Consider the following 15,418-nt stretch of genomic DNA (forward strand, 5'->3'; position numbering starts at 1 on the left):
ATGACTGATAATAAAATGACACAATTAGACAAAACACAGCAGCATACAAGCCATGATGTGCTAAACATTGATAATTTATCGATAGGCTTTAAACGAGAAGGGATCGTTGCACCAGTGACGGACTCAATCTCATTATCGATAAAAAAAGGTGAGACATTAGCGTTAGTTGGAGAAAGTGGTTCCGGTAAATCGGTCACGGCCAATGCGGTGTTAAAGCTGCTTCCAAAAGGTTCAGCGCACTATTTGAGTGGTTCTATCTACTTTGATGGTATCGATCTTATGGCGTGTAGTGAAAGGGAGTTGCGTGGCATTCGCGGAGCGCGTATTGGCATGATATTTCAAGAGCCAATGGTTTCTCTTAACCCCTTGCATAAGATAGGTAAGCAGTTAGTTGAAGTGTTAGCTATCCACCGTGGTATGCGCCAACAAAAAGCTCAAGCACTTGCCTTATCCTGGTTAAATAAAGTCGGTATCCGTGACCCTGAGCAAAAACTACTGGCTTATCCTCATGAACTTTCTGGTGGGGAAAGACAGCGTGTCATGATAGCCATGGCACTCATTAATGAGCCCGAGTTATTAATTGCAGATGAGCCGACAACAGCATTGGACGTTTCGGTACAGGCGCAAATACTAGATTTATTGAAAGATCTACAGCAAGAGTTAGGCATGGCGATGCTGTTTATCACTCATGATCTTAGTATTGTTCGCCGTATTGCAGATAGAGTTGCAGTGATGAAAGAGGGGCAATTGCTAGAAGTCAATCAATGCCAAACACTCTTTTCATCACCAGAGCATGCGTATACTCAGCAGTTGATTAATTCTGATCCACGTGGTCTGCCAGTGACAGTCGATGAAGCAGCCACTAAGCTTTTAACCGTTGATCAGCTTAAGGTTTGGTTTCCAATTACCGGTGGTATATTTAAACGTGTTGTTTCGCATGTTAAAGCAGTCACCGATATGAGTTTTGAATTATACCAAGGGCAATCAATAGGGCTGGTGGGTGAAAGTGGTTCAGGTAAATCGACGACAGGAATGGCAATTTTAAAGTTGATTACCAGTGAAGGTTCGATTCATTATCAAGACAATGAATTACAACATCTTGATCGTAAAGGAATGCTGCCATATCGCAGTCGCATGCAGGTGGTATTCCAAGATCCATTCTCTGCGCTCAATCCACGTATGTCAGTTGCACAAGTCATTGGTGAAGGGCTACGAGTGCATCAATCACTCTCTGATGACAAGTGGCAGCAGTCGATCTGTGATGTTATGCAGGAGGTGGGTTTAGATCCAGAAACACGCCATCGATACCCGAATGAATTTTCTGGTGGGCAGCGTCAACGTATTGCTATTGCACGAGCGTTGATTTTAAAGCCAGAGTTTATCTTACTCGATGAGCCAACCTCGTCTTTAGATCGAACCGTACAAGCGCAAGTGTTAGATCTATTGAAAGCACTACAAGAAAAATATAAATTAACTTACTTGTTCATTAGTCATGATTTGAATGTGGTGAAATCACTATGCCACTATACGATAGTCATGAAACAAGGAAAGATTATTGAGCAAGGTGAGACACAACAGATGTTTGCTAAGCCTCAACATCCATATACTCAACAGTTGGTTTCATTATCGACCTTCTAGATGAGTAATATTCGATAATTTACACTGTAAAGGAATAACAATGAAATTATATGAAGCTGAGATGACACCGAGTTGTCGCCGGGTTGCCATTTTTATGAATGAACTTGGAATAGACATTGATCGAGTGCCTGTTAATGTCAGAGATGGAGAAAACTTAACCGAGGAGTTTCTCAGCAAAAGCATTAATGGCAAAGTACCAATGCTAGAGTTAGCGGACGGTACATTATTGTGTGAAAGTGTTGCGATTTGTCGTTATCTCAATGGTGTATACGATAATAATCTCTACCTTTTTGGTCGTGATGCGTTAGAGCAAGCTAAAGTTGAAATGTGGAGCCGCGTTGTTGAGTTACAAGGCTTATATGTTGCTTTTCAGGCTTTTCGGAATATTACCGGGATCTATAAAGATCGTGAACACTGCATTGAAGAGTGGGGCATTGAGTCCAAGTCTCGTGTAAGAATGGTATTACCTAAGATAGAAAAAACATTAGCTAATAACACCTTTATCATTGGAGACCGACTCACCATCGTTGATATTACGGCTTATATATATATTGGCTTTATTATTAATGCATTGAAAATTGATGTATTTACGCTATTTCCTAATATCCAACGTTGGTTTGATGAGCTATCACAAAGAGAAGCTTTTGTATAATAGCGAGTGACAATGTCACGTCATATTTACGGGATATTAGTTGTATATCTGGTCATTTCATCCGATAACTATTACACTGACCGCAAAATATGACTACAGAGTTTACTATGAACCACGAAATAGACCATGACGATTGGATTGAGCCAGAGGATGAATTTGCTGAAGAAGGCGAAGAGATAGAAATTGAAGCTATCGGTGTCGACGTTACATGCCAACCAATTGAATTGTATAAAGTATTTAAAATTGCAAACTTAGTTGGTGGCGGTGGTGAAGCAAAGCACATCATTGCTGAAGGCTATGTAGCAGTCAATGGTGAATTAGAAACTCGTAAACGTCGTAAGATGTATGATGGCGACTTCTTTGAATTCAACCAAGAATACTACGTTGTTGTTTGCGATCAGCCAGTACAAGAGGTGGTTGATAACAAAGAAGCGAAGCAAAAAGAAAAAGCTAGGCTAGATAGAGAATCTCAGATTAAAGCTAGAAAAGCGAAGAAAGAAGCAAGAAAGCAGAAAAAAGCTTCTCAAGCGGCTGAGGCTGAACAGCAGCAGGCGAAAGTAGCTGAAAAAACAGCAAAACCTGAAAAAGCCAAGAAAGCTGAGAAATCAAAAGATATTTCACACCCTTTCTCAGCATCAGCGAAGAAGAGCAAGCCTGCTAAACCTGAGCAGAAAAAGAAAGCACCACAAGCGAAGCAAGAATCAACCTCTGCGCCAGAGCGTGATGCAAAGAGTGGACGTAACTCGATAGACTTTTTCTAATCTGATGATTGCATCTTGATGATGATTTTGTTTTAGCGAGTAATCACGGTGATCTTAAATAGGTCACCGTGTTATTTCTTAGCATTGCTGTTATCTCTATTCGTAGTATCGTGTACGCTTTTCAATAATTTGAAATAGAAATGATAGCGCAGAACATAGCAACAAATAAGCCGCACCAACAAGTAACCATATCTCAAAAATAAGTCCTGAAGAGTTAGCGATTTCTGTTCCCACAAACGTCATTTCTTGAATTGAGATTAAAGAAACAATCGATGTATCTTTAATTAAAGAGATAGTTTGCCCAGCTAAAGCCGGAGCGCTATTTTTTATCACTTGTGGGGCAATAATATAGCGATATTTAACGAGCTTAGAGAGCCCCAAAGAGTCGGCAGCTTCCCATTGTCCCTTCGATATATTTTGCAAGCCTGAACGAATCACTTCCGCAATATAAGCCGCTGATAACAAGCCAACACACAGCACACCTGAAAGTAAGTTTTCCCATAAATTACTCGGTCCAAAAAGCCAAGTTTGGATCGGATTTATATCGCCTGAGTGATGACGCAGTATATCGGTCAAACCTAGTAATGGTATGAGTTGGTTGGAAATAAAGAAGTAAAAAATAAACACAAAGACCAATGGTGGAATATTGCGGACAAGAAGTATAAAAGCCGTGGCAGGTAGTTGAAAAAAAGCGACTTTGGAGTGTCTCGCTAAACCTAAAGCTGTGCCAAGTATTAAGGCAAGCGCGAGTCCCCAAACACTTAAGCGCAGTGTCGCTAAAAACCCTTGAAAGAAATAAGGTAGGCTACCGTCTGAACGAGTGGTAAATATCAGTTCAATGGTTTGTTGCCAGCGCCAATGGTAGTTAATACCAATAGAAGAGCGGTAGATGAGCCACATCACCACCATTGCGACAATAACCAATAGACCATAATCAAGCCGATTAAGTCGCTTGCTGAATCTATGCTGTGAGTTGGGTTCTACAGGTAAAGTCATCGCATTTTTTAGCACAAATGGCGTTCTTCAATTAAAATAAATAAAGCGAGAGTTAATCAAGGTACAGTGAATAACTCTCAAGGTGTCAGTGACTTTGGTTAATCGACTACGCTAGGAATCGTTACTGTCCTTGAGCAATCTCATTTTGCCAATCTAAAGTCGAGAACCAGTACTCATAACGCTCTTTTAGCCAACCATCAGCAGTTCTTGCTTGGATCCAGTGGTTAAAGAATTCGGTTTTATCGGTCTCACCTAAGCGAACGGCAATGGCTTCGTTACCCTGTGATAAACGCTCAGTAAAGGGGATAAATAGGGCATCAGAGTGGAGGATAGATTCATGTTCTGGTTTTGGGCTAGATGCGATAACAGCGTGCGCATTACCATTTAATACTTCTTGAAAGGCTTGAGCATCGTCATCAAATTGCAAAACCGTTGCTTTAGGGAAGGTTTCACGCGCGACTTGAACCGTAAATGCCCCGCGGCGTGCGGCAATTTTAATGCGGCGTGAATCAAAATCAGAAGTCGTTGAAAAGCCTTCAGCGAGTTGTTTACTTGCTGCTAATTGAACACCTGAATGCGAATAGGCATCACTAAACAGAACACTTTTAGAACGAGCTTCCGTGATCGATAGTCCACCGATAATCACATCAAACTTCTGAGCAAGAAGGGCAGGAATAATACCATCCCATGCCGTAGGAACAAATTCAACTTTCCAGCCAGAGTCTTGTGCTAAACGTTTTGCTACATCAATTTCAAATCCGATTAGATCACCCTGTTTATTACGCATCGCCCAAGGAACAAACGTGGACATACCAACTCGTAATGTCCCGCGTTCATTAATCTTGTCTAAGTTAGGGGTAGGTGATTGAGCCGCGAGACTTGGAAGGCTAATTGCTAACCCAAGTAGTGCGGTGATTGCCGTTTTAAATAGCTTCATGCTTTCGTTCTCCTTTATTGACTTCGCCAACTAGCACCAAGACGGTGCTCTAGCCATGCAGATAAGCCAGACAGTGATAATGTAAGTAGTAAATATATGCCAGCAACAGTGAACCAGATCTCAAAGGGCATTGCTGTTTCTGAGACAATATTTCGTGCTTGAGTGGTTAAATCAAAGATAGCCATCACACTGACAATGGATGAGTTCTTGATTAATGACACCACTTCATTGGTTAATGAGGGTAACGTACGCTGTAATACCTGAGGAAAAATGACATCAAGATAGGTTGAATAACGAGGTAAACCTAATGTGTGTGCGGCTTCAAATTGCCCTTGAGGAATACTTTGCAATCCTGCTCTCAATATTTCAGCGGTATACGCTCCTTGAAAGAGTGTTAAGGCTAAAATTGCAGTGGTAAAACGATCCAAACCAATCACAGGACCAAAGACAAAGTAGAGTAAATAAATTTGCACAAGCAGTGGTGTATTACGGATCACTTCTACATACAACTTAGCTAATGTTCTACCGACGATAGAATCGGATAGACGCAGGAGCGCGACAGTCAAACCTAAGAGCAGGGTGGCAACTAAGCTTATTGCGGATATTTTTAGCGTTATAAATAAGCCTTGCAGTAATTCTGCCGACCACCACTCACCATCTTCATAAAACGCAATATAATCGACGATTCGTTGCCATTGCCATTGGTAATTCATGGCATTAGCACCCGAGTCGAGCAATAGAACAATAGCAATCAGTAGCACTAAGATTTGTGTCAGTGCTGATAAGACTGGCTTAACGATTCGGCTAAACATTAATGTGTCAGTATCTGTTGTAAGAAAGCCTGGGTTCGAGCGTTCTTAGGGTTAGAGAAGAGTTGTGCTGGTGGAGCGACTTCAATGATCTCGCCTTGATCCATAAAGATAACGCTATCGGCGACTTTTTTAGCAAAGCCCATTTCATGCGTCACACAAACCATGGTGATATTCTCATCGGCTAACTCGATCATCACATCAAGCACTTCATTGATCATTTCTGGATCAAGTGCGGATGTTGGCTCATCAAAAAGGAGCAACTCTGGCTGCATGCATAAAGAACGGGCAATAGCGACACGTTGCTGCTGCCCACCAGATAGTTGAATCGGGTATTTATCAGCTTGTTCTTCGATTTTAACGCGTCGTAAATAGTGCATTGCACGCTGTTGTGCATCAATTCGAGACATTTTTAAGGTGCGCTGTGGGGCGAGTGCCAAATTTTCAAGAATGGTTAAATGTGGGAAAAGATGAAAATGCTGAAAGACCATACCAACTCTTCCAGGGGCTATTTTGTGTTGTTGAATATCCTGATCAAAAACCGATAGTTGACCTTGTTGAAAAGACTCTAACTGATTGAAACAACGTAAAAGCGATGATTTCCCCGATCCTGAAGGACCACAAATAACGACGATCTCACCTTGATTTACGGTGAGATTAATATTTTTTAAAGCATGAAAATCATCATACCACTTATGAAGTTGCGTGCAGTTGACGATAGCTGTTGTTAAAGGCAAGCTAAATACTCAATCTATAGATATTAATTAAATATTAACAATAACTTATCATATTTACTAAGGTTTTCTGTGGTATCTATAAACTTGAGCAAAAAAATAACCGCTACTAGTTAGTGCTAAATAGCGGTTTTATCATTTTTGATCTTAATGGTTATGCGAACGCTTCATTGAGAATTTCACGCGTTTTATCTATGGTTATTGATTGGTTCTCACCAAGCTTGGTAAAGCCGTGGGCTGTTAGCTGGTTAGTTACGATATCAATCGCTTCCGTTTTGCTTTCAGCGTACCCACTCAGTTTAGTTGGTACGTTTAAGCTAAGGTAGAACTGTTCAATGGCATCAACAGTGCGCTCTGCAAGATCATCACTAGCACTTAAATTAAAGACGTTACGTCCCATTTGCTCTAGCTTGGCACGTTTAAACTCCATCTGATTACGTAATAAAGATGGTTGGACGATAACTAAAGAGCGAGCATGGTCAACATGCCACTGGGCTGTTAATTCATGACCAATCATGTGAGTTGCCCAATCTTGAGGCACGCCAGAACCAATTAAGCCATTTAGTGCTTGGTTAGCCGTCCACATCAGGTTTGCACGCCACGCATCATTATCGCGTTGGTCATATTGTGCACCCAGTGTGAGCAGGTTTTTCAATAATGTTTCAGCGTAACCATCTTGTACCATCGCACCCGTTGGGGTTGTTAAGTATTGCTCACACGTATGAACCCACGCATCAAGAATGCCATTAATGAGTTGGCGTTCAGGGAGTGTCTTCATTACATCCGGATCCATAACGGCAAATTTAGGCTGAACGAGTGGAGACATGAAAGCTAATTTATCTTTCGTTTCAGCACGAGTAATTACCGCGCCTTGATTTGATTCAGAACCCGTTGCTGGTAGTGTCAGGATCGCACCGATAGGGGTTGCTGCATTAACCGATGCTTTGCCTTGTAAAATGTCCCAACCATCGCCAGCGTATTGAGCGGCAGCAGCAATATACTTTGAGCCATCAATAACAGAACCACCACCAACAGCAAGAATGAAATCAATATCTTGCTCCTTAACGATTGCCACTGCCTTATCGAGTGTCTCTTTGGTTGGGTTAGGTTCAATGCCAGAAAATTCAGACCAAGTATGATTCGATAAAGCCGCAGTTACTTGGTCATAAACACCATTATTTTTGATCGAGCCACCACCATAAACAACTAATACCTTACTCTCATTGGAGATAGCATTCGTGATTGCCGCTATTTGACCTTGACCGAAGTGAATCTGTGTAGGATTAACGTATGAGAATTGCATAATTTATGACCTCAGTTAGACTTTAAAAGTATCAACGCATTATTATATTAAGCATCATAGACTTACGTTGGTCACTATGAAAGCTTAAATATCAAATCTATGATTGCGTTAATACTTTTTATATTTTGACTGAATAAAAAGGGTAGAGGTGCGGCTATTACTCAAACTGATAGCTTTCTGGTACGACAATTATGCCCGCTGGTGAAATATGGAAACGCTGTGCATCTTCTTCAGGGTGAATACCAATACAGGTATGCGCAGGGATTTTCACATGTTTATCGATAATGCAGTTTTGTAACTGACAACCAGCACCGACTTCCACATTATCAAATAAAATACAGCCATTAACTGTTGCTGCATCATCGATTCTGACGTTAGACGATAAGATTGAGCGATGTACAGAACCACCTGAATTCACCACACCATTGGAAATAATCGAATTAATAAATATGCCTTCGTTACCTGTTGCTGAAGAAACCGTTCTTGCTGGTGGATATTGCGGTTCATAAGTTCGAATCCCCCAGTTTCTTTGGTATAAGTCCATTGGTGGAACCGGTTCTAACAAATCCATATTTGATTCATAATAGGAATCTATTGTACCGACATCTCTCCAATAACAATCATTAGAGACACGACCTGCTTCATTACAGAACTGGTAAGCGTAAACGCCTTCCTTTTCAATGAGTTTAGGAATGATATTCTTGCCAAAATCATGCTCTGAAGACGCTATTTGTGCGTCATCTTCTAAAGACTTATTAAGGGCATCCATTGAGAAAATATAAATGCCCATAGAGGCTAGGCTATGACTTGGGTTCGATTGTAGGGGAGTCGGATGCTCAGGCTTTTCAACGAAATCTGTTATTTGCATTTGATCATTGGTTGCCATAATACCAAACTCACGTGCTTGATCGATAGGCACTTCCATACAGGCAACAGTAAGCTTGGCGTTGGTTTTTTTGTGTTGTTCAAGCATGGCGTTGTAATCCATTCGGTAGATATGATCACCTGATAAAACAACGATATATTTTGCATCACTACGAGATAGTAACCACTGGTTCTGATAAATAGCATCCGCAGTCCCTTCATACCAAGTATTACCTTTACGCATTTGAGGTGGTACCGCAGTAATGTATTCACCAAGTTCAGGATTAAACAGTGACCAACCATCTCTAAGGTGTTTTTGTAAAGAGTGAGACTTATATTGAGTCAGGACTAAAATTCGACGTAGACCAGAATGAAGGCAATTGGTTAAGGCAAAATCAATGATGCGATACTTACCGCCAAAAGGGACAGCGGGTTTTGTTCTATTATCAGTAAGTGGACTTAATCTTGAACCTACACCGCCAGCTAAAATAATGGTAAGTGTGTCTTGCATGTCTTGCTCCATATTTGTTCAATATTAGTTATATAGAATAGAGCAAGAAATACGCCATTAATATGCAACAAGATACAATTGGTGTTTTTATCTTATAGATCAAATTATTGCGAGATAAAGGTCGGTAAAGCTGAGTTGGGTATGGAAGATCATAATGGTGCACTATAAATGATGTGCACTATTATGGGGATTAAGCAATGTAAGAGAGCTCATCACTAGAAAAAATGGAGATACAATCTTTGCCAGTCGTTTTGGATTCATAGAGTGCTAAGTCAGCACATTTATATGAGTGTGCAGAACTGGTTGCTATATTCGTTAAACCACCACTGATGGTAATATTGTGGCTCGTATCTCGACTGATTGCCGCTCTTAATCGATTAAGCACAACATAGGCTTCCTCAATAGAGGTGTGAGGTAATATTAAGCCAAACTCTTCGCCACCGATACGAGCAATGAAATCCGTTTCTCGACACTCTCTTTGTAAAATTCGAGCGACTTGTTTAATCGTCTTATCACCTTCGTCATGACCTAGTTGATCATTAATAGGCTTAAAGTTATCAATATCAATAATGGCGAGACAGGCTTCACTTTTATCTGGGTATCGATTGGCTCTAATGTGTTCATTGTTGAGTTCGATATCAAACTTACGGCGATTCCAGCAATTGGCAAGCGCATCTTTTTCACTCAATTCACGCAATCTGTTTTCAAGCTTTTTACGCTCTGTGATATCGACAAATGAAGCTACATAAAACTGAATAACTTTATTAGCATCTCGGATTGTTTGTATGCGTAGAATCTCAGTAATTAACTCGCCGTTTTTGTGTTGGTTAACCACTTCACCTTGCCATATACCCTTTTCTTGTAGCTCTTTCCACATCTGAATAAAAAATTCTTGGCGATGTTTTCCAGAAGAGAAGACAGAAGGTTGCTGACCTATGACATCGGAAAGAGTAAAGCCACTTAAACGAGTAAACTCTTGGTTAACCTTAACAATTCGATTATTTTTGTCGGTAACAATCATGGCTGACATTCCATTCATGGCAGCCTGAGCAAGTTGATTATCGATGGATTTTTTCTTGTGATTAGTATGCCAGAAGGTAAACCAAGAAGTTAGGCACATAATCAGTATAAATAGAATGACACTTTTTTCATACAAAGTTTGTTGAGCATTTGCGAGTAATTCATTAAAGCTATCTTCTTTAATGGCAATAAGAATATAGAGAGGCTCTTGGCTTTCGTGCACTAATAGAGAGTTTAATTGAGTAAAAGCATACCATTGGTCATGATGATAATATTGCCCTTTTGCTTGGCTATTCATCATATCCCATAGGGGCTTATTTTGAATTGCAAGGGTTTGAGTCGCTCGTGCTGGGATGATGTTACCGAAGGCACTATCAAGGTCATCGCCCATTAAAGTATAGCCATCGTCATTAATTAGCGATAAGGAGACATCACTATCTCTATTGAATTGGATTTGATTGAATATCTCAGAGATTGAGAGGTTAGCAATTAAATAGCCGACATTTTCTTCGTGACGATCAATGGATTTAATAATACGAAATGTGGGCGTAAATGGTTGAACATAGACACCATGTTCCATTTCATAATCAATACCAAAGGTGTCAACTGAGTCGGTTCGTAATGTTTTAGCAAAGCGAAAATAATCACGGTGAAATTTATTTTGTAGTTGTTCATCAGGGACAACCTCAGATGTTTTACCATCATAATTAACGCGAATCTTTTCCATCCCTTGGCTATCGAATAGTCTTAGTTGAGAGTAATAGCGTTGAGTGCTGGTGATCATTTTCCATATATCACTGACTGCTTCTTTATTTTCGACAGTAGGTGAAGCAATAACACGATTAAAACTGCGCGATGAGACTAATTCATTAACGGATGAATCAATATTCAAAACAATTTGATTTAACTGATGAAGGGTGTAGGTAATTTGATCTTGGCTGCGTTGCTGAAGGTTGGCAATATAACTGTTATGAACGCGGTCATACTCATTGATAATATATAAGCTTGGTACTATCCCTAAGGCAAAAAGGGTAATAATAAAGCGAAAGCTTATACTAATATAATGAGACAATGTAGACACTCCTGAATATGGAGATCTATTATAAATCAAAATACAGGGTTTTTATGTGATCTTTGTTCCATAAGTGAGCAATTTACTTGTAATTTATGCAAGTAGCGACTAGCAATAATAAGACTACTAAATGAAAATCCAATAGCCTTATATTTAAACAATAGATACGTTACAAGCTTATGATATTCCCGTAACATTACCTTGTGCATCGATATCTAAGTTCATAAATGCAGGCTTATCTGGCAATCCAGGCATTGTCATTACATTACCGCACAGTGCATAAATAAACTGAGCACCTGCACAAAGTTTAAGTTCTCTAATATGCACATTAAAGCCACGTGGTGCTGCTTTAATTGATGGGTCAGTAGTGATCGATAATGGTGTTTTTGCCAGGCAAACGGCTAAGTGCTGATACCCTTGATGGGTGAATTGCTGTAATTGCTGTTTTGCCGTATCCGATAGCGTTACCATTGATGCGCCATAACCAACTTCAGTAACAGCCATTAACTTCTCTTCAATTGACTGCTCTAATTGGTAAAGCGGCTTAAATTGGCTAGGCATTTTACAAGCTTCAATGACGTGTTTAGCAAGTTCAATAGCACCTTCACCACCTTGACCAAAAGCAGTACTGATGGCGACTTTGATAGTAGGATCTAAAGATTCGATTAGGTTTTTTAGGCTGCTTAACTCTTCATCTGAGTCCTGCGGGAAGCGGTTAATGGCAATAACCGTTGGAACGCCATATTTTTTGACATTGTTTATGTGCCATTCCAAATTAGCAAATCCAGCGCTAAGTGCTTTATTGTCATCATTAAAAATGGAGTCAGGCAGTGGTGTACCAGGACGTAAGTCGTATAAGCCAGAGTTTGCCTTTAAACCGCGTAAAGTTGCCACAATCACCGCACAGTCCGGTGCTTTGTTTGCCGTTTGAGCTTTAATATTACACGCTTTCTCAAAGCCCATATCTGAGCCAAATCCACCTTCAGTTACGACATAGTCCGATGTCTTAAGCGCTATTTTATCAGCAATGACTGAAGAGTTACCATGCGCTATGTTCGCAAAAGGACCGGCATGAATTAGGGTAGGGACATGCTCTAGTGTTTGCATCAGTGTTGGCTCAATCGCATCTTTCATCGTTACGGCCATTGCACCTGCAACTTGCAAATCTTCCGTCGTTACAGGGTCACCACTAAAAGTGTAGCCTATAACAATTTGACCGATACGTTTGCGCAGATCTTGAAGATCGGAGGCCAATGCTAAAATTGCCATTAACTCTGAGGCTGCTGAAATATCAAAGCCCTCTTCGCGCTGATAGCCATTAATGGTTTTACCAGCTTCATTATGGCCAATTGAGATCATACGTAATGCACGATCATTATGGTCGACAACACGCTTCCAACTAATTGAATTTGGATCGATCTGTAATGCGTTTAGTCCAGTACGTTGCTCAAACTTGTCATAGCCTTCACGTTGCTCATGATAAATACGGGCATCGATAGCAGCAGAGGCAAGATTATGTGCTGCAGTTACTGCGTGAATGTCACCGGTTAAATGAAGGTTGAGCTCTTCCATTGGTGTGACTTGTGAGTAACCACCACCAGCAGCCCCACCTTTTACACCAAATACTGGTCCCATAGAAGGTTGGCGGATACAAGCGGTAACCGATTGGTTCAGTTTTGCTAAGCCTTGAGCAAGACCTATTGTTGTTACCGTTTTACCTTCACCAAGCGGGGTTGGTGTAATTGCAGTAACAACGATTAACTTACCATCTTCTTTGTCTTTCAAGCGCTGGAGAGAAGTGAGGGATACTTTTGCTTTGTTATAACCTTGAGGGGTAATTTCATTTTCAAGTAAGCCCATGCCTTGAGCAACATCAGTTATTTTAGAAAGTGGGGTTTGTCGACAGATATCAATGTCAGATAGCATAAAAGTCCTCAAATAACGCTTAAAGTAGAAAGGGAAACGTTTGCGTGATGATAATACTCATATAAAACGCTTTGTAAAGCTAAAATATAAGAGATAAATAAGCTTATCAAATCATGAGTTGTGTAAATATCTGTGCTTAATAGATTATTTATCTTTATGGAAAGAAAAAGGCCGCAAAAGCGACCTTAATAGTATTGTAGAAGGTTAGATTAACGATCCCAATAAGCTTCTTCTAAGCTATCTTCACGCTCTGGTAGCGCGCGTGATAAACGTGGTGAGTGTTGAGTTAAAACCTCAAAACTTACACGGTTTGCATACTTACAGATCTGTGAAAGCGAAGAATAGGTTAAGCAAGTAAAGTCGTGCTTCTCTGAATCTTTTACATTCTTAATATGGAAGCTGTTAGCCGCCATATCATGAAGTAGTGCAGAAAGGGCACCATCACCAGCACCATTGGTGTTTTTGATTTCAGCAGGACCACCAAGGTAAGGACCAATGTGCGAGTACACTTTTAATGGATTCTGACAATCGTCTTTACGCATTGCACGGCTAAATTCATAGCGGTTAAATTCAGGGATCTTACCTTCAAGCAAAGGTAGTGCAGTATCACGCTTTGCTTCGTTGTCCGTGTAACCAGCCATGTATAAGCCACTTGGCCCAGCAGTACAAAGAACAAGATCAACCCAGTCCAATGCTTTATTTGCTGCAAGAAGTGGATCAGATTCACCGGTTAGTGCTTCACCTTCTTCTTCATTCATCGCAACAATCGTTACATTTTCTTGGATGTACTCTTGCCACCACTTCGCATTGCCTTCAATAACGTACTTAGTGCCTAACGTTAATACAACAGGAACATCGTGCTTCTTCGCATATTCAACAGCACGTTGAACAGCTTGAGGCATTGGATCTTCCGGTTTACCACGCATCAGGTATGAAGAAACGACTAATGCAGACGCTTTTTCAAACACTTTCTCAGGAACACTATCCGGTTCAAGCTTGTTCATATGCCCTTCATTGATAGCGAAAGTACGTTCACCATCTTTAGTGATCAGGGTATAGCAGCGACCGATAGGACCATCTACTGTTTGTAGGTGGTTTAGGTTCATACGAGAAGAAGTGCGGCAAAGGTAGCGATAGCCGTATGAGCCAACTTCGATATTCTTTGACATAATACCAAGTAGAACCGATTTGCTATCTGCTAGTACTGAGTAGTTATGTAAAGTGTTGCCAATGGTATCACCTGGGTATTGGTGAGTAATCAAACCTTCAGCTACCAAATCTTCATATAAAGCGTCAGCTTGGCTTTCTTCTAAAACAAGTGAGTGTCCTTTACTCAACTGATATTTAGCTAAAAACGCATCATCGACTTGAGCTTCAATGTCGACAATAGTTTGACCGACCCCAATAATAATTGGTCGATGCAACTTTGGCATCTGCTGTGGTTGGTTAGCGAGTGGATCTTTAGCGCGAGTTGGGAAATAGTGTTTAGATTTGCGTTGACCAGGAAACTTCATATAAACATAAAATAGCTAGGAAATTTTGTGCATTGTATCACAAAACTTCCTCGGTTCTTTCATTTTTATTACATTGGCATGAATTTTACGCGATGTAATCCGCTACTGTTGGTTATCAATCACGGATGGATCTACATAAGCTTTTGTTCCCCATAGAGGAACCGTTGACAAACTATGCTTGAAACTACCTTCAGTTTCTTTGGTCGTATAGGAGACATAAAGCAGAGTTTGGTTTTCTGGATCGTAGATACGGCGAACTTTCATTGTTTTAAAGAAGATGCTTTTGGATTTTTTAAATACCACCTCACCAGATTTACTCTTGTCGATGGCAGCGATCATCTCAGGGGTAATGTCACCTGTTTGACGACATGAAATCGAGCTATCACTAGGATCAGATAGACTAAGGTTGGCTTCAATCGAGGCAATGTGGCAAGTCACACCGCTAACTACTTCATCTTTTAGAGAGCTGATTTTAATATCCTTCATGGTAAAGAGTCCTAATGAAACTCCTCCTACCTCACTATCAGAGCACCCCATAAGCAGAGTAGATAGGCATGCCGCCAAGATTATCTTTTTCATATTAAACATTATCCAATTATGTAGTTACCTCAAGTGTAGGGCAGATATTGAGTGAAGTGAATGACTTATCAAGTTTTATAACCCAGCTTTGACCAGCAATGA

Annotated in this window: 13 protein-coding genes; 3 read left to right on the top strand and 10 right to left on the bottom strand. The window is 40.5% G+C overall.

Going from position 1 to position 15,418, the window contains the following annotated elements:
* The 3 genes from yejF (at position 1) to BCU68_RS08280 (ending at position 3,051) form a co-directional block, all read left to right on the top strand.
* Complete coding sequence (gene yejF / locus BCU68_RS08270; protein ID WP_241901311.1) at positions 1-1,638, top strand: microcin C ABC transporter ATP-binding protein YejF; 1,638 nt, start codon at positions 1-3, stop codon at positions 1,636-1,638.
* Positions 1,639-1,678: 40 nt separating this feature from the next.
* Positions 1,679-2,290, top strand: coding sequence for a glutathione S-transferase (locus BCU68_RS08275; protein ID WP_102564313.1), 612 nt, complete (start codon positions 1,679-1,681; stop codon positions 2,288-2,290).
* A 107-nt stretch (positions 2,291-2,397) separates the two neighbouring features.
* A complete protein-coding gene (locus tag BCU68_RS08280) occupies positions 2,398-3,051 on the top strand; it encodes an RNA-binding S4 domain-containing protein (protein WP_102564314.1) in 654 nt (217 codons plus the stop codon).
* Positions 3,052-3,147: 96 nt separating this feature from the next.
* Here BCU68_RS08280 and BCU68_RS08285 read toward each other — a convergent pair whose 3' ends face one another.
* From BCU68_RS08285 to BCU68_RS08330, 10 genes are all read right to left on the bottom strand, one after another.
* A complete protein-coding gene (locus tag BCU68_RS08285) occupies positions 3,148-4,047 on the bottom strand; it encodes an amino acid ABC transporter permease (RefSeq protein WP_102564353.1) in 900 nt (299 codons plus the stop codon).
* 121 nt (positions 4,048-4,168) lie between these two features.
* Positions 4,169-4,984: a transporter substrate-binding domain-containing protein gene (locus tag BCU68_RS08290; protein ID WP_102564315.1), complete on the bottom strand. Its 816-nt coding sequence runs from the start codon at positions 4,982-4,984 to the stop codon at positions 4,169-4,171.
* 14 nt (positions 4,985-4,998) lie between these two features.
* Complete coding sequence (locus BCU68_RS08295) at positions 4,999-5,796, bottom strand: amino acid ABC transporter permease (protein WP_102564316.1); 798 nt, start codon at positions 5,794-5,796, stop codon at positions 4,999-5,001.
* Positions 5,796-6,530 carry an amino acid ABC transporter ATP-binding protein gene (locus BCU68_RS08300; protein WP_102564317.1) on the bottom strand — a complete coding sequence of 245 codons (735 nt, stop codon included), beginning with the start codon at positions 6,528-6,530 and terminating at the stop codon, positions 5,796-5,798. Before BCU68_RS08300 ends, BCU68_RS08295 begins: the two co-directional genes overlap by 1 nt.
* A gap of 151 nt (positions 6,531-6,681) precedes the next feature.
* Complete coding sequence (locus BCU68_RS08305) at positions 6,682-7,830, bottom strand: iron-containing alcohol dehydrogenase (RefSeq protein WP_102564318.1); 1,149 nt, start codon at positions 7,828-7,830, stop codon at positions 6,682-6,684.
* 157 nt (positions 7,831-7,987) lie between these two features.
* On the bottom strand, positions 7,988-9,205 hold the full coding sequence (glgC, locus tag BCU68_RS08310) for a glucose-1-phosphate adenylyltransferase (RefSeq protein WP_102564319.1): 1,218 nt from the start codon (positions 9,203-9,205) through the stop codon (positions 7,988-7,990).
* Positions 9,206-9,395: 190 nt separating this feature from the next.
* Positions 9,396-11,297, bottom strand: coding sequence for a diguanylate cyclase (locus BCU68_RS08315; protein WP_102564320.1), 1,902 nt, complete (start codon positions 11,295-11,297; stop codon positions 9,396-9,398).
* Between the two features lie 177 nt (positions 11,298-11,474).
* On the bottom strand, positions 11,475-13,223 hold the full coding sequence (locus BCU68_RS08320; RefSeq protein ID WP_102564321.1) for a formate--tetrahydrofolate ligase: 1,749 nt from the start codon (positions 13,221-13,223) through the stop codon (positions 11,475-11,477).
* Positions 13,224-13,432: 209 nt separating this feature from the next.
* Positions 13,433-14,737 (bottom strand): inosine/guanosine kinase, encoded by a 1,305-nt coding sequence (locus BCU68_RS08325; RefSeq protein WP_102564322.1) that lies wholly within the window; start codon positions 14,735-14,737, stop codon positions 13,433-13,435.
* Between the two features lie 102 nt (positions 14,738-14,839).
* Positions 14,840-15,316 carry a CreA family protein gene (locus tag BCU68_RS08330; protein ID WP_102564323.1) on the bottom strand — a complete coding sequence of 159 codons (477 nt, stop codon included), beginning with the start codon at positions 15,314-15,316 and terminating at the stop codon, positions 14,840-14,842.
* Between the last annotated feature and the right edge of the window lie 102 nt (positions 15,317-15,418).

This window comes from Vibrio sp. 10N.286.49.B3 (genome assembly GCF_002873395.1).
Classification (GTDB): domain Bacteria; phylum Pseudomonadota; class Gammaproteobacteria; order Enterobacterales; family Vibrionaceae; genus Vibrio.

Coding starts and splice junctions, on each gene's coding strand:
- BCU68_RS08330 (WP_102564323.1), bottom strand. CDS start 15,316: ATGAAAAAGATAATCTTGGCGGCATGCCTATCTACTCTGCTTATGGGG.
- BCU68_RS08290 (WP_102564315.1), bottom strand. CDS start 4,984: ATGAAGCTATTTAAAACGGCAATCACCGCACTACTTGGGTTAGCAATT.
- BCU68_RS08275 (WP_102564313.1), top strand. CDS start 1,679: ATGAAATTATATGAAGCTGAGATGACACCGAGTTGTCGCCGGGTTGCC.
- yejF (WP_241901311.1), top strand. CDS start 1: ATGACTGATAATAAAATGACACAATTAGACAAAACACAGCAGCATACA.
- BCU68_RS08325 (WP_102564322.1), bottom strand. CDS start 14,737: ATGAAGTTTCCTGGTCAACGCAAATCTAAACACTATTTCCCAACTCGC.
- BCU68_RS08305 (WP_102564318.1), bottom strand. CDS start 7,830: ATGCAATTCTCATACGTTAATCCTACACAGATTCACTTCGGTCAAGGT.
- BCU68_RS08285 (WP_102564353.1), bottom strand. CDS start 4,047: ATGACTTTACCTGTAGAACCCAACTCACAGCATAGATTCAGCAAGCGA.
- BCU68_RS08280 (WP_102564314.1), top strand. CDS start 2,398: ATGAACCACGAAATAGACCATGACGATTGGATTGAGCCAGAGGATGAA.
- glgC (WP_102564319.1), bottom strand. CDS start 9,205: ATGCAAGACACACTTACCATTATTTTAGCTGGCGGTGTAGGTTCAAGA.
- BCU68_RS08295 (WP_102564316.1), bottom strand. CDS start 5,796: ATGTTTAGCCGAATCGTTAAGCCAGTCTTATCAGCACTGACACAAATC.
- BCU68_RS08320 (WP_102564321.1), bottom strand. CDS start 13,223: ATGCTATCTGACATTGATATCTGTCGACAAACCCCACTTTCTAAAATA.